Origin of the sequence: Mesorhizobium sp. WSM3859, from assembly GCF_002295065.1 — a bacterium.
Classification (GTDB): Bacteria; Pseudomonadota; Alphaproteobacteria; order Rhizobiales; family Rhizobiaceae; genus Mesorhizobium.
The window spans coordinates 40,122-62,313 of sequence record NZ_NSGG01000011.1 but is presented as its reverse complement, the minus strand read 5'-3'; the positions used below and the strand labels follow the sequence as shown (position 1 = coordinate 62,313).

18 protein-coding genes are annotated in these 22,192 nt (G+C 61.4%); 10 read left to right on the top strand and 8 right to left on the bottom strand.

The genetic code is table 11. From position 1 onward, the window contains the following. Positions 1 to 36: 36 nt before the first annotated feature. The 4 genes from CK230_RS21950 to CK230_RS21935 form a co-directional block, all read right to left on the bottom strand. Complete coding sequence (locus tag CK230_RS21950; protein WP_176480174.1) at positions 37 to 4,200, bottom strand: phospholipase D-like domain-containing protein; 4,164 nt, start codon at positions 4,198 to 4,200, stop codon at positions 37 to 39. 2 nt (positions 4,201 to 4,202) lie between these two features. Continuing rightward, positions 4,203 to 5,441 carry a hypothetical protein gene (locus CK230_RS32620; RefSeq protein ID WP_141246070.1) on the bottom strand — a complete coding sequence of 413 codons (1,239 nt, stop codon included), beginning with the start codon at positions 5,439 to 5,441 and terminating at the stop codon, positions 4,203 to 4,205. Further along, positions 5,438 to 6,241, bottom strand: a complete 804-nt coding sequence (locus tag CK230_RS21940; RefSeq protein ID WP_095819237.1) for a M12 family metallopeptidase — start codon at positions 6,239 to 6,241, stop codon at positions 5,438 to 5,440. The genes CK230_RS32620 and CK230_RS21940 overlap by 4 nt, the downstream gene beginning before the upstream one ends. An 88-nt stretch (positions 6,242 to 6,329) precedes the next feature. Next, entirely contained in the window at positions 6,330 to 6,677 is a 348-nt protein-coding gene (locus CK230_RS21935) for a YbaY family lipoprotein (protein ID WP_095819236.1), read from the bottom strand. 469 nt (positions 6,678 to 7,146) lie between these two features. Between CK230_RS21935 and CK230_RS21930 the strand changes: the two genes are divergently transcribed. Next, a complete protein-coding gene (locus CK230_RS21930; protein ID WP_210201490.1) occupies positions 7,147 to 9,126 on the top strand; it encodes a hypothetical protein in 1,980 nt (659 codons plus the stop codon). Between the two features lie 19 nt (positions 9,127 to 9,145). On the opposite strand, the gene terL is transcribed toward CK230_RS21930, so the two are convergent. The 3 genes from terL to CK230_RS21915 form a co-directional block, all read right to left on the bottom strand. Then, positions 9,146 to 10,531, bottom strand: coding sequence for a phage terminase large subunit (terL, locus tag CK230_RS21925; RefSeq protein ID WP_245430015.1), 1,386 nt, complete (start codon positions 10,529 to 10,531; stop codon positions 9,146 to 9,148). Between the two features lie 65 nt (positions 10,532 to 10,596). After that, complete coding sequence (locus tag CK230_RS21920) at positions 10,597 to 11,046, bottom strand: DUF5681 domain-containing protein (RefSeq protein ID WP_095819233.1); 450 nt, start codon at positions 11,044 to 11,046, stop codon at positions 10,597 to 10,599. Beyond that, positions 11,043 to 11,969, bottom strand: coding sequence for a site-specific DNA-methyltransferase (locus tag CK230_RS21915; protein WP_245430014.1), 927 nt, complete (start codon positions 11,967 to 11,969; stop codon positions 11,043 to 11,045). The genes CK230_RS21920 and CK230_RS21915 overlap by 4 nt, the downstream gene beginning before the upstream one ends. Between CK230_RS21915 and CK230_RS21910 the strand changes: the two genes are divergently transcribed. The 4 genes from CK230_RS21910 (at position 11,959) to CK230_RS21895 (ending at position 15,397) form a co-directional block, all read left to right on the top strand. Continuing rightward, positions 11,959 to 12,618, top strand: a complete 660-nt coding sequence (locus CK230_RS21910; RefSeq protein ID WP_245430013.1) for a hypothetical protein — start codon at positions 11,959 to 11,961, stop codon at positions 12,616 to 12,618. The two genes, CK230_RS21915 and CK230_RS21910, sit on opposite strands and share 11 nt — an antisense overlap. Before the next feature lie 174 nt (positions 12,619 to 12,792). Next, the gene (locus tag CK230_RS21905; RefSeq protein ID WP_095819230.1) at positions 12,793 to 13,224 is read left to right on the top strand and encodes a DUF3489 domain-containing protein; all 432 of its coding nucleotides are present in this window, start codon (positions 12,793 to 12,795) and stop codon (positions 13,222 to 13,224) included. Next, positions 13,224 to 13,703 (top strand): DUF2924 domain-containing protein, encoded by a 480-nt coding sequence (locus CK230_RS21900; protein ID WP_210201489.1) that lies wholly within the window; start codon positions 13,224 to 13,226, stop codon positions 13,701 to 13,703. Before CK230_RS21905 ends, CK230_RS21900 begins: the two co-directional genes overlap by 1 nt. Then, positions 13,700 to 15,397, top strand: a complete 1,698-nt coding sequence (locus tag CK230_RS21895) for a recombinase family protein (protein ID WP_095819229.1) — start codon at positions 13,700 to 13,702, stop codon at positions 15,395 to 15,397. Before CK230_RS21900 ends, CK230_RS21895 begins: the two co-directional genes overlap by 4 nt. Positions 15,398 to 15,955: 558 nt before the next feature. On the opposite strand, the gene CK230_RS21890 is transcribed toward CK230_RS21895, so the two are convergent. Further along, positions 15,956 to 16,852, bottom strand: coding sequence for a GNAT family N-acetyltransferase (locus CK230_RS21890; RefSeq protein WP_245430012.1), 897 nt, complete (start codon positions 16,850 to 16,852; stop codon positions 15,956 to 15,958). A 237-nt stretch (positions 16,853 to 17,089) separates the two neighbouring features. Here CK230_RS21890 and argE point away from each other — a divergent pair, with 237 nt between their 5' ends. From argE to CK230_RS21865, 5 genes are all read left to right on the top strand, one after another. Next, the gene (argE, locus tag CK230_RS21885) at positions 17,090 to 18,214 is read left to right on the top strand and encodes an acetylornithine deacetylase (protein WP_095819227.1); all 1,125 of its coding nucleotides are present in this window, start codon (positions 17,090 to 17,092) and stop codon (positions 18,212 to 18,214) included. Between the two features lie 13 nt (positions 18,215 to 18,227). Next, the gene (locus CK230_RS21880; RefSeq protein WP_095819226.1) at positions 18,228 to 19,151 is read left to right on the top strand and encodes a glyoxylate/hydroxypyruvate reductase A; all 924 of its coding nucleotides are present in this window, start codon (positions 18,228 to 18,230) and stop codon (positions 19,149 to 19,151) included. A gap of 23 nt (positions 19,152 to 19,174) precedes the next feature. Next, on the top strand, positions 19,175 to 19,528 hold the full coding sequence (locus CK230_RS21875) for a cupin domain-containing protein (RefSeq protein ID WP_095819225.1): 354 nt from the start codon (positions 19,175 to 19,177) through the stop codon (positions 19,526 to 19,528). 145 nt (positions 19,529 to 19,673) lie between these two features. Continuing rightward, a complete protein-coding gene (locus CK230_RS21870; RefSeq protein WP_095819224.1) occupies positions 19,674 to 21,137 on the top strand; it encodes an aldehyde dehydrogenase family protein in 1,464 nt (487 codons plus the stop codon). Positions 21,138 to 21,147: 10 nt separating this feature from the next. Further along, positions 21,148 to 22,191 carry a tartrate dehydrogenase gene (locus tag CK230_RS21865; RefSeq protein ID WP_095819369.1) on the top strand — a complete coding sequence of 348 codons (1,044 nt, stop codon included), beginning with the start codon at positions 21,148 to 21,150 and terminating at the stop codon, positions 22,189 to 22,191. The last annotated feature ends 1 nt before the right edge of the window (position 22,192 follow it).

The window sequence follows — 22,192 nt, the reverse complement described above, 5'->3', positions numbered from 1 at the left end:
GAGACAAGCGGCGGCGACGCTCGCCTTCGTTCGTGCCTAGTCCTCGTCCTTGAGCAACTCCGACAGCGGAATCCGCATGAACCCCTGGGGAGGGGCATCGCTAACGGCCCCACGGATGGATTCGCGGCTAAACTCGCGTGGTCGAATACGGCTGGCGCGCTGCCAGTCGATATCGAACGCCTCCTCGAAATAATTGGCGATGTCAGGATCGGCGAAGATGAGCGAGGCGTCGCGGTTGAGCGTCACGCCCGGCTTGCTCCAGTTGTGACTCCCGATCAGCACCTGCTTACCGTCGACGACCATGCCCTTGGTGTGATGGTTTTCAATCTGCTTGAGGCGATTTTCGATATCCACGCCCTTCGACTTGAAGAACCACGCAGCGTGGGTAGGGGCGGAGAATTTCGACCCGCCCGAGCGCAGGATCACCTTTGCGTCCGGAAGCGACAGGAGCTTGTCTGTCAGGGCTTCGATCAGCCGATCAATAAAGCCGCGATCCGCGTTCGGGTTCGATGGCATTGCGATATAGGGAATTTGAAAATGCAGGCTCTGGCGTGCCGACCGAATCAGTTCCAGCACCGCCTCTGAATAGACGGCCCCTTCTTGGTCGGGGGTGAGCAGGGGTTTAGTCCGAATGCGGCCAGAGAAGGTTCTGGGCTCGAGCAGTCGGCTGGGCGGCGGGCGCTCCTCCAGGATTTGCTGGTCGAGAGCCACGTCGACAAGGATGTCCGACGCCTCGCGCTGTCGCGGCCGCTCGCCGCCGCCGAGGTCCTGTGAACGATGGAAATCCTGCAGGATGTGGCTGCGGAAGCGGCCGGCCAGTTTGGCGTTTTCGATCACCACGTGCCACTCGCGATTACCCGGCAGATCGACGCGGGCCGCATCGTCGCGCTGGGCCTGAGTGATGACGGGCTGGCTCGAACCAGCCTTCCAGTTCCCCGAAGACAGCCAGAAGCTCTCATCGTCTTTTACGGTTACCTTGATGTGGTAAGCGTCCGAAATCAGCCCCGCGCGGCCCTCCGGCGGCACGACGCGCTGAAAATGTCCGTGGAAGCGGTTGTTCCAGTCGTTGAAAACGCGGTCTCGATCGAACTCCTCTCTGGGGTTCTTGACGGGAGCGTAGGTAACGTTGTCACAGACCAGTGTCAGCGCCGCACCGCTATCGAGCCGCACCTCAATGGCGTCCTTGATTTGTGGTGCGTGGAATTCATAGATCGCCGAGACAAGCTCGCTACTGTCACCTGACAGGAAGGCTTTGAGCTCGTCCCAGGAATATTCCGGCCCCACATGTGCCCTGACAGTCATCTCTTCGTTGACTTGATCGAATGAGAAAGCCGGTCCGGTTCGGGCGTCGTCGTCATAGGAAATGCTATCGACCGACTCGGCAAGTGCCAGGCCGTCGATCATCTCTGTGGCGTTGGCCGGTTGATAGCGCACCTCGTAGCCAGCGAAGCTTGCCGGCCCACGCCGTGTCACCTCGGCCAACTTGTCCGCAGGCGCAGCGGCCGCGATGTAAGGCTGATCGCCGATTGCGCCAGCCACACTGCCAAATCCTATTCGTGCGGCGATCACGCCGTCTGGCCTGGCGGCCCAAAACGCCTTGACTGCGGCTTCGGCCTCGGTGGCCGAATTGCCGACCGTGGCCACAGCTGCGGTTGTGTTGGTTCCGGCAGCCGGCTGCCCAAGGCTGACGGAGATGGTGAGCGGAATGGTGATGCTCACTACACCCGCGCTGAGCGCGGATGTGGCGCCGACTGCCGCCTGCGTTTTAGCCGCCATTTGTGGCTTTGGCGGGCTGGAGGTCTCGATTTCCGGCGGCGGTGTCGTCCAGCGCTTCTTCGACACGTAGTCTCGCAAGATCGAAGCGGGGACAGCGAAATTGGCCTCCTCGTAGAGGCCGGCAAAATGCAGGCCTACTGCCATCCCGGTCGTGGGATCGAGCACAGGCGAGCCTGAGGCGCCGCCGAGTGTGGTGCAATCGTGGCGCCAGGAGGCACCGTCGCGCGGCAGTGCCAGGCCGGGGGCCGCTCGCTTGACGTCATAGCGGCCGCGATAAAGATCCTCCATCAACTGCTGGTCGGGTATGATACGTTTGGAGGCGCGCGCCGGATAACCCACGGTCACAACCGAAGAATCCGGAACCGCATCGGCTGCTGAAATTGCGATGCGATCTGGGCGCGCGCCGTCGGTGCGCCGACGCACTCTGAGGAATGCGATGTCGATCGCCGGATCACGCTCGATGTAGAGCACCTCCTCCACCGCGAAGGCGCGCGCAGCGTCGACGGCGAGGTCGTCGAACTCGTGCAGAGTATTAAGCGAGGCTGCGATCGTTCCGCCGACGCCGCGGGTGAAAGCATATCTGCGGCCGTCCCTGTGGGCGATCAACTCGGCCACGTGCCGATTGGTGACGACGATGTTGCTGTCAACGAACCATCCCGTGCCAACGAAATCGGCGCCAGGGAAGGAGGTCACATCGATGCGTCCGACCAGCGGCATCAGTGGCTGCAAGGTGGTGCGGCGCGCGTTGAGGTCGCGCACCAGTTCTTCCGCCTCGACGCCGAAGGTCGTGACGTTGACAACGTCCAGCCAATCGTTGGAAACAAAAAGCACCGGGCGCTCTTTGCGCACAATCGTTTCCAGGACAGCTTCGCGGCCCGCCGCCGAGGGCCCGGCCGCGTCGGAGTCCATTTCATCCAGCACAGATTCTTCCACCGCGGAAGCCGACTGGAGCATGCCCCGGTAGCGTGCACTCGCCTCGGAGTGCCTGGCGAGCAGCCGCTGCACGAACTCCTCGTTGCGCGAAGCGCGCGCATTGCGCCTGCGTTCGCGCTCGAATGCCTCGGTCATCGAAGTTTCCCTCACTTCTGGTGATGCGGCGTTGATGCCTGCCAGGCCCACGGTCGCGGATGACCGAGGCTGCAATTCCTTGACAGTCGGGCCGGAAACCGTGCGCCGGGGGACGTCCTGACTAGGTGGGTCACCAGCTGTTGGCGTGCCCATCTCGGCCTGCCCAGTTACAGGAGAAGGGCGCCATGAACTCAGCACGGGGCGGCGGAAGTCAACCGTCACGGCGAGCCTTTGCAATCGCTTCAGGACGACGTCAATGCGCGTCAGGTGGTCCTTTGCTAGCAACCCTTTGGCGGCGGCATTGCGATAGCCGCTCAAGCGGTCGAGCGCAAAGCGGAAGCCGAATGTGAACATCGGCAATCCGCGCCCGGGCATTTGGCAAAACAGCTCGACAGCCTCCTCGTGCTCGCCGCGCCTGGCCAGGATCTCGCCGCGAATGCATAGGCCGTCGACCAACCAGGGAAAGTCGTAGAACAGGTTGCTGGTCCAGCGATCCAACCAGTTGCCAGACGAGAGGCAATCGGCCTCGCTTAGATGGGGCGAACCGACAAGCACCATCACATACGCACCGATAGCAGCTGCCACCGGGTGTTCGTACTTGTGCTCGAGGAGTTCGCGCGAGCGCTCCCAGTAGCCTTCGACGAGTTGCGAAAGCTGCTCGACCCGACGACCGTCGAGGTAGGCGAGCAGAAGATCCGCATCGTCGTCCTCAAGGTCGATGTGGACTTCCCGCGGACTGCCAGGCGTGAGCACCAGCGTCGCCGACTCGCTGGAGCTGGTAGGTGCGGCGACGAGCAACTCGCCGGCAGGGTACCGTGCTCTGACAAACCGGGGGCTGGCATCTCGCGAAACGACAGCCTTGCCTGCCGAATCCGCCACCAACGGAAACTCTGCCCCGACAGTATTGCCGTCAAGATCGAGTGTGGCCAGCGATAGCAACGGCGGCTCGAGGGGAGAGATCAGATCTGTGGGGACCTCCAGCGTCGGTACGTCGAAAGGCCGCGCAAGCTGGTTGAGAACCGCGCTCTCCAGCACCGTGTCGACCTGACGGACATCGCTTTCCTCGCCTCGCTGCAATGACGAACCAGCAGCCGCAAGCGGCTGTCGCGCCGGCATGGCGGCAAGTTCGACCACTGCCTCCTTTCTGCCTTTGTCCAGCTGGAAAGCCGCCTGCAGCACGCGGCCATCCGCCAGCACCGCGCGTGCAGCATAGACGCCTGGATCGAGCACGATGCCGCCCGCCGCCTCTTTGAGCGTGGTCGAACGCTTGACCGTGAGGTCGCTCGCAAGGATCGATACCAGCGCACGTACGGTTTCGAAGCCCTTTGGTACCTGGAGACGGAGCTTCCTGCCCATGGCTAACCCATCACGACCGACCATACCGGCAATTGCTGATTGACAAGCTGAAAGTCGCTGCGGTCTGGAAAGGTGCCGTCGGACTTGGCAAGCAGCTCATAAATACCAGCTTGCATTTCTACCTGATAAGGATGGTCCGCTGTGGATGCCGGAATCCTTTTTATCAGGCCGGTCCCGCGGTTGGTGAGCGAGATTTCGGTCTTGCTGACCGCCATGTCCGGGCTCACGGCTACGCGGAAGTCGACCGAAGGCGGTTCTGGAAGCCAGCACAGCTTCGGTCGCTTGAAAATCGACCCGCTTGTCGGCGTGTATTGCCCGGTACCCAACCGCTCGAAATACGTATCCAGTGCGGTGCTGAGTGTGACGCTGTCAACCAGCCAGCGTTTCGCGGCATCCTCCTGGTCGACGTTTTCAGCGCCTTTGTCGAGAGCCTCGATCAAGCCCCGGCAGAAATCCGTCGGCTGGCCGCGGATCGTCAGTGCTCGAGAACCTGGGTAAGAGGCCATGAAAGTGGGCGTGGCGCGGTCGTCAATCCCCGGCAGTACATCCCAAACCGTTCCTGGTTGAGCACTAAGCCCTACCGGGTCCAGCACCTGCTCTCGGCAGGCGTCGACAAAATAGAATTGGTTCCTGGCGATATTTTCGAAACCGGGAGAGGGAGCCATGCCAAGCACAAAATTGGCGATTACCTCGCAGGAGCGCTGCAGTTTGCCCCCAGCGAGCGGGTCGGTGAAATCCGCAAGCGTGATCAACGGCCGGCCGGAGCGTTCGAGACCGTGGCCGGAATAATAGAAAAGACTTACCCCATTGCGATCGGATTTGGCCGCTTCCCGCCAAGCAAGCGCTTCCTTGACGAAACTTGTCCAGTCGGCGTGCTCAACACCTGCTGCCGTGATCCGAGTTCCTTCTGGGGCGGCAGTTTGGATGCCTTGCGGGTTTACCACCTGGACGCCTTTCGGGGCAGCGATCGGAGTCAAATTGCGCACCTCGTCGACGGCGGGCGACATCAGCAGCCGGATCGACCCCAACGGGCGGAATAGAGAATCCGCATGCCCGACGAGCCAACGGCAGACTTCCCAGGCACTCAGCGCCGGAGAGGCCAACCGTTTCAGTCCGAAGCTCTCCGCGTCCGCCGGCTCCTCCATTCCCGGAAGATGCTTGTATTCGCTTACGCCGAGCAGGAAGGCATGTGTCTGCGGTTGGCCGGCGAGTTGGTCGGTGCGGTCGAAAACCAGCGTCATCGGTCAACCTTCTTGGGATACAGCTTTTTGATCGTCTTGCGATCACCGTCACTCAAGCTCTCGCGCTGGCCAACCACACCGGCAAAGGAGTGGACCAACTCGATAGTTGGCTGCCCATCGACTGAGAACGCGGTCAGCGGATAATGCATGATGGAGCCGAGGTCATAGGCTTCGACATCAATGCCGTCGTGGATATGCTGGGTGAAATTGTGCTCCATGCCTTCCTGGATGCGATCGAAACGGATGCGGATAAAGGCGTCGCGGTCGCCCCTACTCTGCTCGTGAAAAAGTCCGAGCGCGTGACCGATCTCATGTATGACGTTGCCTTTGGTGCATTCCGGGCCGAGCACGATGTTCTGCTGGCCGCCCCGCATCCCGACCGCCGAACGGCAGCCTGTCCCCGGCACGAAGCGGACGAAATTCTTGTGTCCGGGATTGGCCGGGTCGCGCTTTTCGAAGTTGATCGACGTTTTCTCTTTCCAATGCGCCATCGCCTGATCGATCCGCTCGGGATTGGGAAGCGTAGGGTCGATCTCGTAGATCAGCTTGCCGTCCGGCCAGCGGAATCCCTGCCCCTTTATTGCCGCCCCTTGCGTCTCCGCATTCGCTCGCAGGAGACCAGGTTGGTCTTGCACAGCCTTCAGGTTGGCTTCAGCTTCCTCGGGTGTACCTATGACAACGCAGCCCTCTACGACGGCCAGTCCGTCAAGCACCGTGTACTGCACAGGCCGGAGCGTGCCGCCCACCATCATGAAGGTCGTTTTGAGCTCTTTACCGCCACCCTGTTCGCCGTCAGCCATGCCTGCCTCCTCTTCTTGCTCCCTAGTGGCCGCTTTCTCGAAGCCTTCGTTTCGTGTCGCGGTTCGACCGATTGACTTTTGGATTTTGTCAGTTCCGGTCGAACCATTTCATGGCGAGGCGATAGCGCGTCTTGGTGCCAACCTTCCAAGGAAAGGCCTCAACCGTGCCGCAATCGCGGAACTCGGTGCCTGGAGCGCGCCTGCCGCGAGCAGTCAGCGTGTATTGCCGGCGCGGATCGAGCCGCTCGTCGGGAAGAAGGAGCCTGAAAGGCGCCGGCATTGGCGCATCTGGCTCTAGCCGCACCAGCGTCTCGGCGATGACCTCTGAGGGGCCGTCCATCATTGTGGTGTCCTCAAGCCGAACCCGTACATCAACTGCCTCTCTAGCTGGTGCTCCAGTGAGATCAATCGTGCCCACTATGGCCGGAGGGCTCATCCCGGGCTGGGCAGTCCTGGCAAACTTCCAGGCCGCTTGGCGCCATACAGTGAACGTTGAGTAATGCGGTCAGAGGCACGCGCAAGCCAAGCAAAGCGAACCACTAGGCGACGACCGCCCAGTCCCTTGCCTACATTGTTCATGCAAGTCGCCTACTTCTCCATTAGAGAAAGCTACTGCAATAAAACTGACTAAGTCAAGAGCAGGTTTCAATCAGAAAGAATATCATTGTGCACGCCGTGGTCAGCCAACTTGCGGTGTTATGCTTTGCCGCATCCAATCGCGGTTGGTCGGAGGCGCGGAACGCCGTCCCATCGCAGCCGATGCGTCAACCCCTGCAGAGTGGGCAGTTTGCGCGCAAGTCTAGATTGACTGAATACTGCGGGATGATAACATAGCGGCGTCAAAGATAAAATCACAAAAAACCTCGCTGAAAATGTATCGCCTTTGACTGTTGCGGGAGGGCGAATTGAGCTTGAAATTAAGTTGGCGGAGGATGATCCTGTCGCTGGCAGCGGTTGCAGCGCTGGCGGCCGCTCCGGCCGGAGCTATAGAGAAAGTCGACAACGCAGCCGGCGATACGGTCACGGCGACAACTACAACTGCCAACGGGCGCGCTTCGATAACGCTGAAGAACGACCCTGATGTCGACGCCGAAGTCACGGTTGGCACCGAGTTTCGCCACGACACGACGGAGGTCACGGTCAAGGCGGAATGGATCAAATATCCACACGCCGCTGAGCCGAGTGGCGTATTCAAGCTCAAGGCAGGCGAGACTGCGACATTCGAGGTCAGCGGAGAGTTTGCCCGCCCCGGTGTCTACGAGACCTTCATCGAAGTCTCCGGAAAGACGGGAAGGCTTCGCTATCCGGTGCGCATCACCCGCACGATAAAAGCGATTGACGCGGCGTTTCTCCTGGAACCGAAGCTGGTGCACATCGGGTTGACTTTTCCGGACATTGCAACGTCTTCGCCCTACTTGGTCCGCCTTACCGGGCGCAATGCGAGCGGCGATACGGTCGAGGTCGACGCGCCGCTGGTAGGGCAGATGCTCACCGGCAGCACCGACGCCAAGACACAAGCCGCGACCTCGGAAGCACCGGTGGTGGTCGGAAATGGCTGCGCCGGCGAAGTTCTTGCCGGCCAGTCATGCGTCTTCGACGTCGAACTGCCGAGAGGCCTTTCCCCTGGGAGTTATTGGGTCGACGTGCTGCTGCCGGGCAGGGGCGGCGGACAGTCAGCGCGAACGGTCAGCGTCGATATTCGCGCCTCGGCGTGGCTGGCCGGCATTGTCGTCGCATTGGGAGTAGCACTCGGAGCGCTGGTAACCGACTGGCGCACAACGGGGCGGCCGACGGTAAACCGGCGCATCGACCTAGCACGTCTGCGGGAAGATGCGCAGAAGCTGGCCCAGGAGACCGGTCAGCTTTCCGTCGGGAGGCGGGCAAGGCAACTCGTTCTGGAACTCAAAGCACTGGATATTGAGATTGTAGCTGGCAAGGAAGCATCGACCAAGCCAGATGATTATCAGCAACGGTTAACATTGCTCACTCGCGCGAATGCGTTGCTGGAGACGGCGGCGCAGGCCAAAGGCGAAGCGGCCAAAACGTTCATCCCGTTGACACAACAGTTGTCTGCGGCACTCGACTCTACGGAATGGAAGGGTGAGACTATTACCGCTGCCGCAGATAAACTCAGCTTTGAGCTCTCCGGTTTTCAGTCGCTGTTCGATGCAGCCCAGCGCTACGACAAGGTTGCCGCCGGCCTTGCGCCGGCAATCGCTTATTTGGGCGTTGACGGTGAGACAGCTGAGTGGAAGGACGCCCTCGGGCTAAGGCAAGCGGCGTTTGAGCCGATAATGGCTGGGGTCGCGGACGGCGGTGTGCAAACCGTCACCCGGGCCAAGGCGCTCGCCGACGCAACCGACAAGCTGGAGAAGACAACGGCGCCGACCGCGACGAAGGTGCTGGGCAAGATTGAGAGGGAGATCGCGGGCGCCCTCAAGCCGCAGCGCTCGGCCAAGCAAAAGAGCAAGCTGGATGACCTGCAGAGGGTTCTGACAGATTTGAAGGCGATCCAGCCGCCAACCACAGCGGTTTTGGCCAGAGCGGTGGATCTGTCACAGGTCCTTCAAAGTCTCTCTGGCCTGGAAAGTGTCGCGAGCGATGTGCCTGTGATCCTAGGAGCCGATAGTGCCCTGGTATTCACGGTGCCCGATACTACGTTTCAGCCGGCCGCCGGCGCGTCGTTAGGTGAACTCACCGAAAAGTTAAACGTTTGGGACTGGATCGCAAACCTGATCGCGCTTGCCGGGATCGCAAGCGTCGGCGTGCTGGTGTTGTGGGTGACGAACACCACGTGGGGCAGCGTCCAGGACGTCCTGCTCGCCTTGCTTGCTGGTGCTGGCACTCGTCTATCAATCGGCAAAATAGGAACTTCGCAACATTAGGTAGGTGTCTGAGCGTAGTTCAGAATCTCCCCACGTAGAATCCGCCCGTCGGCTTGTCGTCCTTCATCCAGATCAGCGCCTGAGACATTGAGTCGACCTGGTCGTCGTGCCTGCCGTTCGGAAAGGCAAGCACCTCCAACATGAAATCGTCCTTCCAGTGCGCGTCTTTCGGCAGATGCACGTTGCCGTTCTCGATCATTGCAGAGACGCGCGAAAGCCTGCTCTCCTTGTTGGTCCGAGCTTTCACGGGCCTTGACGGGATGCCTTGGTAGTCCAAGTCGGCGATCAAGCTTGATCCCGAGCCGGCGTCTTCGATGAGGACGATGTCCGGCTCGTGTTTCTCGATCGACCCTTTGACCGTCTGGATGAGGTCGGGGTACGCAGCCCGGACGCGAACGAGATCGAGCAAGTAGTAGTTGTTGTCGTCTTTTGCCCAAGTCGTGCCGACGGAGTAGTCGGAACTCGGATCGCCTTTCAGTGCAGTATCCCAGCTCTGCACGATCGTCATCGAACGCCGCTCAAGCTGAGTGGGGTCGTAGTAGCGAAACCAGGCGCGCTTGACGATATTGCCATCCGCCGGGGCAGGGGACTGTTGGTATTGCGCTGAAAAGGCGAGCGACCCGAGGTCGCGTTTGAGCCTGTCAAGTTCGGGCATTCCGAGCCGAGCAGGATGGAGCAGGTCACCGATCTTGCGAGCGTGCCAACGACTTGCGCTCATTGGAATTCGCGCATCCTCGTCGGCAATTGCGGAGAGGTTGAGGTGGTCCCAGCCGCCCGTCTCCAAAAGGACACCCGCCAGATCGTCGACATGGAGACGCTGCATGACGAGGATAACGGCGCCGGTAGCCGGGTTGTCGAAGCGCGACATCAAAGTCGTTCGGACCCACTCGGCGCATTTGGTGCGTGCTGTTTCGGAATATGCGTCCTCTGCCTTCAGGGGATCATCGATGATGATGATATCGCCGCCGCGGCCAGTCAGCTGGCCGCCGGTGGAGGTGGTCAATCGGCCACCGCCAAGCGTCGTCTGCAGCTCGTTCTCGGTGTTCTTGCGCGAGCTGATCTTGAAGGTCGGAAACATCGACCGATACCAAGCAGTGTCGACGACATTTCGAAAATCGTTCGCGTGCTTGACGGCCAATGGTTGCGAATAGGACACGCAGATCAGTTTCCTGGACGGGTCGCGTCCGAGAAGCCACGCCGGGAAGGCGACCGAGGTGGTGACTGATTTCAGCGAACGGGGCGGCATCGTGATGATCAGTCGCTTGCACTGGCCATGCGCGACCCGCTGGAGTTGGTAGGCGATCGCACGGATGTGCCAATTGGGCAAATAGGTCGAACGATCAACAGCCGAGAAGGCCAACCCGACAAAGGTCGCCAGGTCGTTTCGAGCTAGCTCCAGCAGCATTTGGAAAGCCGTAGGGGCTGCGGGTGAGCGAGCCCCACTTCTTTGGTGATTGGAAAAGGGTGCGTTCATTGGTCCTCTTCCTCATCGGTTTTGGGGACGTCGCCGTCGTCGTTCGCGGCTGGGTCCTGATGCTCGAGATAGTCGCGCATGAGGTCCATCATTACAGTCTGATCGAGAGGGCTGGCGGCGCTGGATTCGCTCTCCTCAGGCTGGAGCGCGCGTATTGCGAGTTGAATCGCCTGCACCGCCGAGCGGTAGTCGCCGGCGATCGCATTGTTACGCAACTTGAGAACTATGGCCTCAAGCGCAGACACGTTCGTGGTCTTGCCATTCATCTGGATCGGGATCGGCGCGAACAACGCCTCTCGAAGCATCGTGTCAATGTTCTTCTTGCCTTTCGGACGGCCCCTCGGATTGCCCGACTGGCCCTTTGCGAACTGGTGCTCCGAGGGCGGTTTCCCATAGCCGACCTCGTAATCGGCGGATCTTTTTCGATTTCCCTTTCGGCCGCTCACAGCACACCTTCCACGTTTTCAGATTGCGTTGCCCATGCCTTCGCGTTTTCGGGCGCCGGGACAATTTCGCTAGCGCGCCGTTCGCTCAGCTCCTCAAAAGTTTCGCCGGTCGCAGCGAACGTCGCCTGCTTCCCGGTGTGCTTTTCGAAGCGCCGGATGATGAGATCGCAGTAATGAGGATCGATCTCGATCAGCCGGGCCCGGCGCCTGGTCTTTTGCGCGGCAAGCAGCGTGGTCCCGGACCCTCCAAATGGATCGAGAACCAAATCGCCGCGCTTGCTGACGTCGAGCAGCGCGTCGGCAACCAGATTGATCGGCTTGACGGTGAGGTGCGACGCCAGATCGGCCATCCGGTCGGCGCCAAAACTGGTGATACCGCGATAAGTCCAGACGTTGGAGCGGTGACGGCCGTGCTTGCCAAGCTCGACGTTGTTGCGATGCGGCCCCTTGCCATTCTTGAACACCAGGACCAGCTCATGCTGCGAGCGGTAGAGGCTGCCCATGCCGGCATTGGTCTTGTTCCAGACGCACAGATTGAGCAGGTCGCCGAACGCTGCTTTGCCTGCGACAACGGTCTCCGCGATGTGACGCCAGTCCATACACACGAAAGCGATCGCGCCCTGTTTAGAACAGGCGGCTATCTCAGCGAATGATTGCTCGAGAAAACGAGCGAACTCGTCGTCGGACATTTCGCCGGAAGCCATCGCGAACTCACGATGCTGCGTCTTGCCGAGACCGGTGACGTGTCCACCGATGGGAACGTTGTATGGGGGATCGGTAAAACACACTGACGCCGTTTCCCCTTGCATGAGCGCTGCAAAGACCTCGGCCGAAAGCGCGTTGCCGCAGATCAGCCGATGATCGGCAAGCAGGAAGAGATCACCGGCTCGAGTGACGGCGGGACCGGATGCCTTGTCCGGCAACGCGACCGTCGACCTGTCGCTGAACGTTGTCGCCGAATCAAATGGAAACTTTAGTGCCGGAAACGATGTGCCTTTTGTGCCGCAGACGTTGAGCTTGGCGCTCGCTACCGACGTCACAGGTACCGCTGATCGTCTCGTTGGCTACAAGTTCACCATGGGACTTGGTAGCGAGGACGAAATCACCTGTGACACGGACGCCGTTGAAGGACGTCGTAAACGCAATTCCCGGTTGGTGGGGGATCTAGGAATCGGCGTGTGGCTCGCGCAGCTCCAGGATGCCTATGCCGAAACCCACACTAAGCCCGAAGGGGCTTCTTATGTGCTTCAATTTACTTTGCTTCAAAAGGCAGATGGGAGCGTCAAGATCGCAAAAATTCCCTTCGACTCGGCTGCTGCAAATCTCGGGTTTGGTCTCAAAGGTTCTTGGAAAGACGTAAACAAGATCAGCATCGCATTTGCGCCAAAGGCGGCGAAAGCAGCGCCTAAAGCGCCTCCTGCTCCGAAGCGAGCGACAAAGCTTTTGCCTGGTCAAACGGTGAAGCCGCCAACACCGCCGCCCCCGCCTGTCGATCCCGGATCGAAGGCCAAAGTCTTACAAGACCTGCATATTATCGGGCTCGGCAATATCCCTGTTGCCCGATACCTTTGAAATAACTAGCCGTCGAGGCACATTCCACTGGACTTGGTTGCGCACGCAAGCATTTCTCTAGGTAACAACGCGGCGGTTTTCGCCTTCGCCAGGACCAGGTCTCCAGCCCGCCAAGCGGGCTCAAGTCAGTACAGGCGCCGGATTGGCCGACGCCTCAAACTGAGGAGAACGACCATGGCGACACTCGGCACCGATCAAGGCACTGTATCGGACAACGACAAGCTTCAAATCCCGCCGGAACCGCATGAGCATATTTGGGATGCACCGCCTGCCGCGTCTAAGCGGGCGAAGAAGCCGAAGCCGCCCGAAAAGAAAACTTGTGATGCAAAAGGCGCTGTCGAGCCGGCACAGGCAAAGCCACCGAAGGCCACGCCCCGCACCGACATCAAGCAGAGCAAGGCGGATCTGGTGCTGAAGAAGCTCCGCCTGGCCAAGGGCGCCACTATTGAGATGATGATGGAAACGACCGGCTGGCAGGCCCACTCGGTACGCGGCTTCATGTCGGCAGTGGTCAAGAAGAAGCTCGGCCTCAACTTGGTCAGCGACGTCGGCAAGGATGGGGTTCGGCGATATCGCATCGATGAAAGCGCTAAGGGCGGCGCTTGATGGTCATGCGAGCCAAGATCGATATCGAAGCAGAGGTCGCCGCCCTGGGCGACCTCTCCCGCGAGGAACTCACAGCCCAATGGGAGAAGATCTACAGGTGTGCTCCACCAAAAGGTGTCCGGCGTGAACTTCTGATCAGGGCAGCGGCCTGGCATCTTCAAGCAAAGCGTCTAGGTGGATTTTCCGCCGAGACGCGTCGCATGCTCAGGTCCGCCATAGACCGGGTCGAAAAGAAGATCGCCAACCGCGACGACAAAGCTAACGTCGTTGTCGACGACATCAAGGTGACGATCGCCCAAAAGCGCAAACAAGTTCTGCCAGGCGCCCGGTTGGTGCGTGACTGGAACGGCAAGACCCACATCGTCGACGTGATCGAAGATGGCTTCGTCTTCGAGGCCAAAGTCTATCCATCGCTATCCTCGATCGCGCGCAAGATCACCGGCGCGCATTGGTCCGGTCCGAGGTTCTTCGGCCTATGAGCGGCAACTCCACACCGCGCCTGCGCTGCGCCGTCTACACGCGTAAATCGAGCGAGGAAGGTCTCGATCAGGAATTCAACTCCCTCGACGCCCAGCGCGAGGCGTGCGTTGCCTTCATCGCGTCGCAGATTGGGCTTGGCTGGAAGCTCGTCCCTGATCGCTATGACGACGGCGGCATCTCTGGCGGGACGATGGAGCGCCCTGCCCTGCAGCGACTGCTCCAGGACATCCGCGACAAGAGGGTGGATGTCGTGGTCGTCTACAAGATCGACCGCCTCACCCGCTCGCTGATGGACTTCTCCAAGATCGTCGAGATCTTCGACGCCAGTTCGGTGTCCTTCGTCTCCGTCACCCAGCAGTTCAACACCACCACATCGATGGGCCGGCTGACGCTCAATGTGCTTCTCTCCTTCGCGCAGTTCGAGCGCGAGGTCACGGCCGAGCGCATCCGTGACAAGATCGCAGCCTCCAAGAAGAAGGGCATGTGGATGGGTGGTGTGGTGCCGCTCGGGTATCGCGTGGAGCACCGAAAGCTTGTGATCGATGAAGCTGAAGCGAAGATCGTCCGACACCTCTTCGATCGCCACCTTGTGCTGAAGTCCGTGCGTGACCTCGCTGACGAGGCCGCGCGGGATGGCCTCGTCACTCGAACCCGAGAACGCCAGGATGGAACCATTTCCGTCACGATGCCATTCGGCCGTGGCAACCTCTACCACCTGCTTTCGAACCCAATCTACATCGGCAAGACCAAGCACAAGGATCAGGTCCACGACGGCGAGCACGAGCCGATCATCGCAGGTCCGGTGTTCGATGAGGCGCAGGCGCTCTTGGCATCCCAGGCGCCGCGACGTAGGAGCACATCAAACGTCACTCAGCAGCATCTTCTCACCGGGCTGCTCTTTGACGAACACGGCGAGAAGCTTCGATCAGTGCATGCCAACAAGCGCGGCGTCCGCTATCACTACTACGTTTCAAAACAGTTCGTTGATCAGCGACGCGGCAGCTCCGACGGATGGCGCCTTCCCGCCGATGCAGTTGAATCAGTCGTTGAACATCTGCTGAATCGTATTCTCAGCGAGCACAGCCAAATCGCTGATTTGATTCAGCGATGGGGAAGCGCAGCCGAAATTCAAAACGCGATGCGTCGCGCGGCTGAGATCAAGACTGCCTGGACCTCCGACACTGCAGACCATAAGCGATCACTACTGCAGAAACTGGTCCGTCGCATCACGCTTGGTCAGACGACACTGGCAATCGACATCGACGGCCGGGCACTGTCCGAACACCTGCACGATAGAGCGTTGCCATCTGATGGCGGCGATACCGAAACCATTTCTATCTCTTGCCCGTTCGACATCAAGCGACGCGGTGTTGAGATGCGCATTGTTTTAACGGATCGCTCATCCAACGCCGCCGAGCCGGACGCCGGATTGATCGACGTAGTGCAACGCTCCCAGCGATATCTCCATCAACTCACAGATGGCTCTAGCCGAAGCCTGACGGAGATCGCTAGCTTGAACGCGACGACAGTCTCCGAGGTGAGCAGGCTCCTGCCGCTGGCGTTTCTCTCGCCGAAGATCGTGTCGAAGATCATCACCGGCAACCAGCCGATCGAACTCACAGCCCATAGGCTGTCGCGCCTGTCCGGCCTTCCCCTCGCCTGGACCGATCAGGCTGCCTTGCTCGGCCTCTGATTCCGACCATCACCCGAGCATCGCTTTTCCAAACAGTTGGCTACGGAAATGGGCCTAGAGAGACGAGGCCTCGAATTCCGGGCAGGCTGGGCAGCGAAGGCGGCGTCTCCGCCAAGCGTTGCCGCGATGGCGTCGCTAACCTACGGAAATGTCGACACTATTCTGAGACGGTCGAAAGAACGCCAAAACTGGCGGACTGAATGGTGGGCCCGGAGGGTCGTCGTTTTCTACCGGAAATCAATATCTTAGCGGGTGGTTCGCCACCCCATTTCCCTCGTATTCTCTCGTATGGTCTGGCGAACCCAAGGACCAGAAGGACTAGTTTCAATGCAAGCGGTGTTTCTTTCGTATCTCACAAAAAGGGATCAATGAGTATGAGCGCGGCGGGTTCGGGCCGAAAGAGGACTGTCGGGTTCGGGCGCGAGATGTCCGTGTCGGGACGTTCAGATCGCAAGGTTTCAGGACTACGTCCGGTCCAGATTTGGAGATGCGCGGGATACAAACGGTGCAATGGTGAACGTTGGCCGGCTTTTTGGTCGACCTAATAGGAACACCGAACTACCCGAGAGTTTGGCTTGCCAGAGCATAGGTCTTCGGCCTAGCCGAGGCGCCGTCAGCGAAATCGGCGAGGCGTTTGCCTAACGACATGGTCAGCACCGTGTCGAAGACCGGCATTCCGGCGTGCGACAAAAAGGCGGCGAACTCGCCATCGTCCATGTGGGTGTCGATCCGAAGGAAGGATCCCGAATGATCGGCGACGTGCGGCCGCACGACCGCCACGGCGTCGGCATCGCTTTCGGCCACGACCGGCCCCACGACATGGCCACGCCCAAACGGGCGGCAGAGCGCAAATGCTGTCAGCTTCTTCCCGTCGAAAAGCCCATAGCCAGCCGAATGCGCGAAGAGCTTTTCAACGAGCGCCGTCCGCCTCACGCCAAAGCCCGCCGAGTCGAGCGCGGTCGCCGCCCGAATGTCGCTAGCATCCAAGCCACGGATATCGCCGCGCGCCTCCGTCAGGCCGCCTGTCGCAGGCACGCGGGCGATGCCCTGGCATTGATAGACGGTCTTCTCCGGCTGGAAGTCCAGCGAAAGATAAAGCCGCCGCGCGGCGCGGGTCGCATTGAGGCGCAAGTCGCGGCTGGGGATCTTGTCGAAGACCCGCTTCATCAGCCATTGCGCCGCTCCCAGCGTTTGAAGTCGTGGCGAGGTGATGACCATGCCGACCGTAGCCAAACCGGCGCCGTGAGCGAACCACATGGCAGAACCCAGAACCCGACCAATCTCATCGAGCGCCACGAAGCCTTGTCCCGTTTCGCGCAGGAATTGCCAGTCCTCGGCACGATGCGGCCACCCCACCGACAATGAGAGCGCATGCAAGCGGTCCAGCTCGACGGCTGCGATGTCGGCGATCCGTATCGAGAAAGCATCGATTTTCAAGCTTTCGGACGGCTTCAATTCCTTGCCTCTGAAAGATTGCGTAACAGGTGACACACAACGCCCCTGCCCTGCCAACGCTAAACAACCAGACCGATACGATTTGCTCGAATGCCGCGCGCCAACGCAAGATTCGACTGAAACACTTCCGCTTTCGGCACGCAATCGCGAAAGAACACGCCCATGCTGTTCCGCAATTCCTGCAGTTATGACCAGCGGGACCGGATTCGCAAACCCGAAAGTGCGTTGAGGACTGAAATGGACGTCTTCGATATCCTCGACCGTCTCGTCGCCTTTCCGTCGGTCGCCGGCAAGCCGAACAGCGATATTGCTGGTTGGGTCGACGCCTATCTCCGCCAACATAGCGCAAAGGTCACCCTGCTTCCCGGGCCGGAAGGCGACCGCTCCAATCTTTTCGCTACGATCGGTCCCGCCGATGTTCCGGGCTATATCCTGTCCGGCCACATGGACGTCGTCCCCGCCGGTGAGCCGCAATGGAGCTCGTCCCCTTTCGCGTTGCGCCGCGAGGGCGAACGGCTATATGGACGCGGCACAACGGACATGAAGGGGTTTCTCGCCGCCGCGCTTGCGGCCGTGTCCACGTTGGCCGGGTTTCGGCTTACCAAACCGGTCCATCTCGCGTTCTCCTATGACGAGGAGATCGGGTGCCGCGGCGTGCCGCATCTGATTGCCCGGCTTCCCGAACTTTGCGCCAAGCCGCTCGGCGTGATCGTCGGCGAACCGAGCGGCATGCGCGCCGTGCGCGGCCACAAGGGCAAGGCGGCCGCCCGCGTGACCATAGGGGGGCGCTCTGGTCACTCCTCGCGGCCCGATCTTGGGCTTAACGCCATCCATGCCATGGCCGCTGTCCTGACCGCAGCAGTGAGCGAAGCCGGGCGGCTGACGCAAGGTCCGTTCGACGCGACCTTCGAACCTGCCTATTCCTCGCTACAGGCTGGCGTGATCACAGGCGGACAGTCAGTCAACATCATCCCCGACAGCTGCGCGCTGGACCTGGAGGCCCGCGCCATACCCGGCGTCGACCCGACCAGCCTGCTCGCGCCGGTCAAGGCGCGGGCCGAGGCTCTCGCCGCCAAGAGCTTCCAAGTCGAATGGACGCCAATCAGCGCCTATCCGGCGCTGTCACTGCCGCAGGATGCGACATTGGCCGCACTGTTGGGCACGTTGACCGGCGAGACGCCTTTGGCCGCCGTCAGCTATGGCACCGAGGCCGGGCTTTACCAGGCGGCTGGCTTCGATGCGATCATCTGCGGCCCTGGCGACATCTCCCGCGCCCACAAGCCGGACGAATATATCCTGGCCAGCGAACTCACCGCCTGCCAGCGGATGATCGAGGCGCTTGGCGCGCGTTGCGCGAGCTGAAGGAGCAACCGGAATGACCTTCCTGTTCAACTCCGATGCGCGGCGCGGCGCAATCTTCGCCGAGGTCTTCGCGAAGGAATTGCCTGACCTTCCCTTCGCCACAGACGCCGCGACGGTCGATCTAGACGCGGTGCGCTTTCTCATCACCTGGACGGTGCCGGAAAACCTCGATCGCTACCGCGATCTGGAAATCCTGTTCTCCATCGGCGCCGGCGTCGATCAGTTCCGTTTCGATGCGGTGCCCGCGAGGGTGAAGGTCGTGCGCATGATCGAGGAAGGCATCGTGCGCATGATGCAGGAATATGTGACGCTGGCCGTGCTCGCGCTGCACCGCAACCTGCCAGCCTATCTGGTGCAGCAGCGTGCCGGCGAATGGCGCGATATCCCGCAGCCACAGGCCGGGTCGCGCCGGATCGGGGTGCTTGGTCTTGGGCAGCTTGGCCAGGCCGTCCTCGACCGGTTGAAGCCGTTCGGCTTTCCGCTTGCCGGTTGGAGCCGCTCGCCGCGGCGTATCGAGGGCGTGACCTGCCATCATGGTCAACTCGGCCTTGAGGAGATGCTCGCAGCCAGCGACATACTGATCTGCCTGCTGCCGCTGACTGAGGAAACACGAGGGTTCCTCAACGCCAAGCTGCTCGCGAAACTGCCCGAGGGCGCAACTCTCGTCCACACCGGCCGTGGCCCGCAACTCGACCACGAAGCGCTTATTGCCGCGCTCGACAGCGGCCATCTGTCGGCGGCGATGGTCGATGTGACCGACCCCGAACCGCTGCCCGCTGGCCATCCGTTCTGGTCGCATCCCAAGATCATCCTGACCCCGCATGTCGCCAGTGTCACCCAGCCCGCGACCGCCGCGCGCGCCGTCATCGAAAACATCAGACGCCACCGCGCCGGTCTCGATCCCATCGGGCTCGTCGACCGCTCGAGCGGTTATTGAAGTCCAAACCGAAAGGTCAACCTTTGTCCCTGCTCAAATCCGTCGATACCAACCCGAGCTTTTCACCGCGCGAATCCAAGGCGCTGCCCGAGCGGCTGATTGCCGGCGACCCGGCCTTCAAGACCTGGGCGCAGGACGTCGCCAAGGACGACCTCGTCCATACCGGCGTATGGGAGGCGACGCCGGGCGAGACGCGCTCGATCAAGGGGGAGACCTTCGAGTTCTGCCACATCCTCACCGGCGTGGTCGAAATCACGCCCGACTCCGGTGAGGCGGTGACCTATCGCGCCGGCGACAGCTTCGTGATGAAGCCGGGCTTCACTGGTGTCTGGAAGACCATCGAGACGGTGCGCAAGATCTACGTGACGGTCGGTTGACGGCGCCCGGCCTCCAGCCACCGCAACAGATTTTGCCGTTCCGCCCGCCTCGAGCGCAACATTCGTCCGCAGCGGTTCGGCGAACGATGCATGCTGCTTGCCTGCCCGCGCTAGGCTTCCCCGGAATAGCTGAGAGTAGGCGCCCATGAGCCTGAGCTTCGACCCGGATACCGTCTCCCTTCCCGTCGGCCATTTCATCGGCGGCGAGCTGATCGTGGCCGATGGCGCGATCGAGATGCGCCGCCCGTCGGACGGCAAGGCATATACCGCCTGCCCGGTGGCCGGCGCCGACGTGGTCGACCGTGCGGTGGAAGCCGCCAAGGCGGCACTGAAGTCGAGCAATTGGGGCGGGGTCCGGCCGCGCGAGCGCACCAAGGCGCTGCAGGCCTGGGCCGACCTGATCGAGGCGGAAGCCGCAACGCTAGCCAGGATCGAGGCGCTGTGCTCCACTCGCCCCGTCGGCCAGCTTGTCGCCGGCGACATCGCGGTGACCGCCGAGCAGATCCGCTTCTTCGCCGAATTCGCCGACAAGGAAGGCAGTGAGCTCGCCCCCACCGACGACACCAGTCTCGGCATGATCATGAGCGAGCCCTATGGCGTCGTCGGCGCGATCACGCCGTGGAATTTTCCGATCTCGATGGCCGGTTGGAAACTCGGCCCGGCACTGGCGGCGGGCAATGCGGTCGTCTTGAAACCCTCCGAGATGACGCCGTTCTCGGCTGTCTATCTGGCGCAACTCGCCCTTAGAGCCGGTCTGCCCGCCGGACTGATCAACGTAGTGCTTGGCGACGGTCCGACGACCGGCACGGCGCTGACCGGCCATCCAGAGATCGCCAAGGTCAGCTTTACCGGCTCGACCCGTGCCGGCTCGGCGATCATGGAAAATGTCGCGCGTACCGGCGTCAAGCCGATGACGCTGGAGCTCGGCGGCAAGAGTCCGCAGCTCGTCTTTGCCGATGCCGATCTGGACAAGGCGGCGACGGCAATTGCCGGCAGCGTCGCCTTCAACGCCGGCCAGGCCTGCGTGGCCGGCACGCGCCTTGTCGTCGAAAAAAGCATTGCCGACAGGCTGACGACGGCGATCCTGGAAAATGTGAAAGCGGTGCGGCCCGGCGCGACCTGGGACGAGGCGACGCACTATTCGCCGCTCATCTCGGAACGGCAGCGCGCGCGCGTCGACGGCATCGTACGGACCGCGGTCGAGGCTGGCGGCGAATGCCTGACCGGCGGCGCTGCCATGGACGAGCCCGGCTATTTCTACGCGCCGACGCTGATCGCCAATGTCGACCAGGCCAATCCAGCAATTGTCGAGGAAATCTTCGGTCCGGTCCTGACCGTCCAGACCTTCGAGACCGAGGAAGAGGCGCTGGCGCTGTCCAGCCACCCGACCTACGGGCTGGCTTCCGGCCTGTTCACCGCCGACCTGTCGCGCACCATCCGTATCGCGCGCAAGCTCGAGGCGGGTACGGTCTGGGTCAACCGCTACAGCCGCTCGCGTGACCACATCCTGCCGACCGGCGGCTACAAGCGCTCCGGCATCGGCAAGGACCTTGGCCGCGAGGCCTATCTCGCCAACCGCAGGACCAAGAGCGTCCTGGTCAGCCTGTGAAGAGATGCCGATGAAGTCCTATTCTATCGCCCTGATCCCCGGTGACGGCATTGGCCGCGACGTAACCGCCGCCGCCTGGACGGTGTTGGAAACCGCGGCCAAACAGTCGTGCTTTTCCTTGACCGGAACCGAATTTCGCTGGTCCTGCAAATTCTACAAGGATACCGGCCGCATGATGCCGGAGGACGGCATCAAGACCCTGCGCGGCTTCGACGCCATCCTGCTCGGCGCGGTCGGCTGGCCGGCGGAGGTACCGGATTCAGTCTCGCTGCATGGCTTGCTGCTGCCGATCCGCAAGGCCTTCGTTCAATACGCCAACATCCGGCCGCATCGCCTGCTGCCGGGAGTCACCGGACCGCTGCGAGCGGAAGGTTTTGATATCCTGTGCATCCGCGAGAACACTGAGGGCGAATATTCCGGCGCCGGCGGTCGCGTGCACCAGGGCACGCCGGACGAAGTCGCGGTGGAAACCTCGATCTTCACCCGCGCCGGCGTCGAGCGCATCCTGCGCTTCGGCTTCGAGCAGGCGCGTGCACGGCGCGGCAAGCTCGCCTCCGTGACCAAGTCCAACGCGCAGAAATATTCGATGGTGTTCTGGGACGAGATCACACGCAAGCTGGCAGCGGAGTATCCTGATGTCATAGTCACCAGCTACCACGTCGACGCGCTCGCCGCCCGCATGATCCTGCAGCCGGAAAGCCTTGACGTCGTCGTCGCCTCCAATCTCTTCGGCGATATCCTGACCGACATCGGCGCGGCGATCCAGGGCGGGCTCGGCTACGCCGCCTCCGCCAACGTCAATCCCGACCGCTCGGCGCCGTCAATGTTCGAGCCGGTGCACGGCTCGGCGCCCGACATCGCCCATCTCGGCATCGCCAATCCGATCGCCACTATCTGGTCGGGTGCGATGATGCTCGAGCATCTCGGCGAAACCGCCGCCGCAGATCGCATCATGAAGGCGGTCGAAGCGACGACCGCGCGCGGCATCGGAACCACTGCCGGCAAGGACAAAACAGACACCATCACAGCCGCCATCGTCGCGGCGCTCAGCTGAA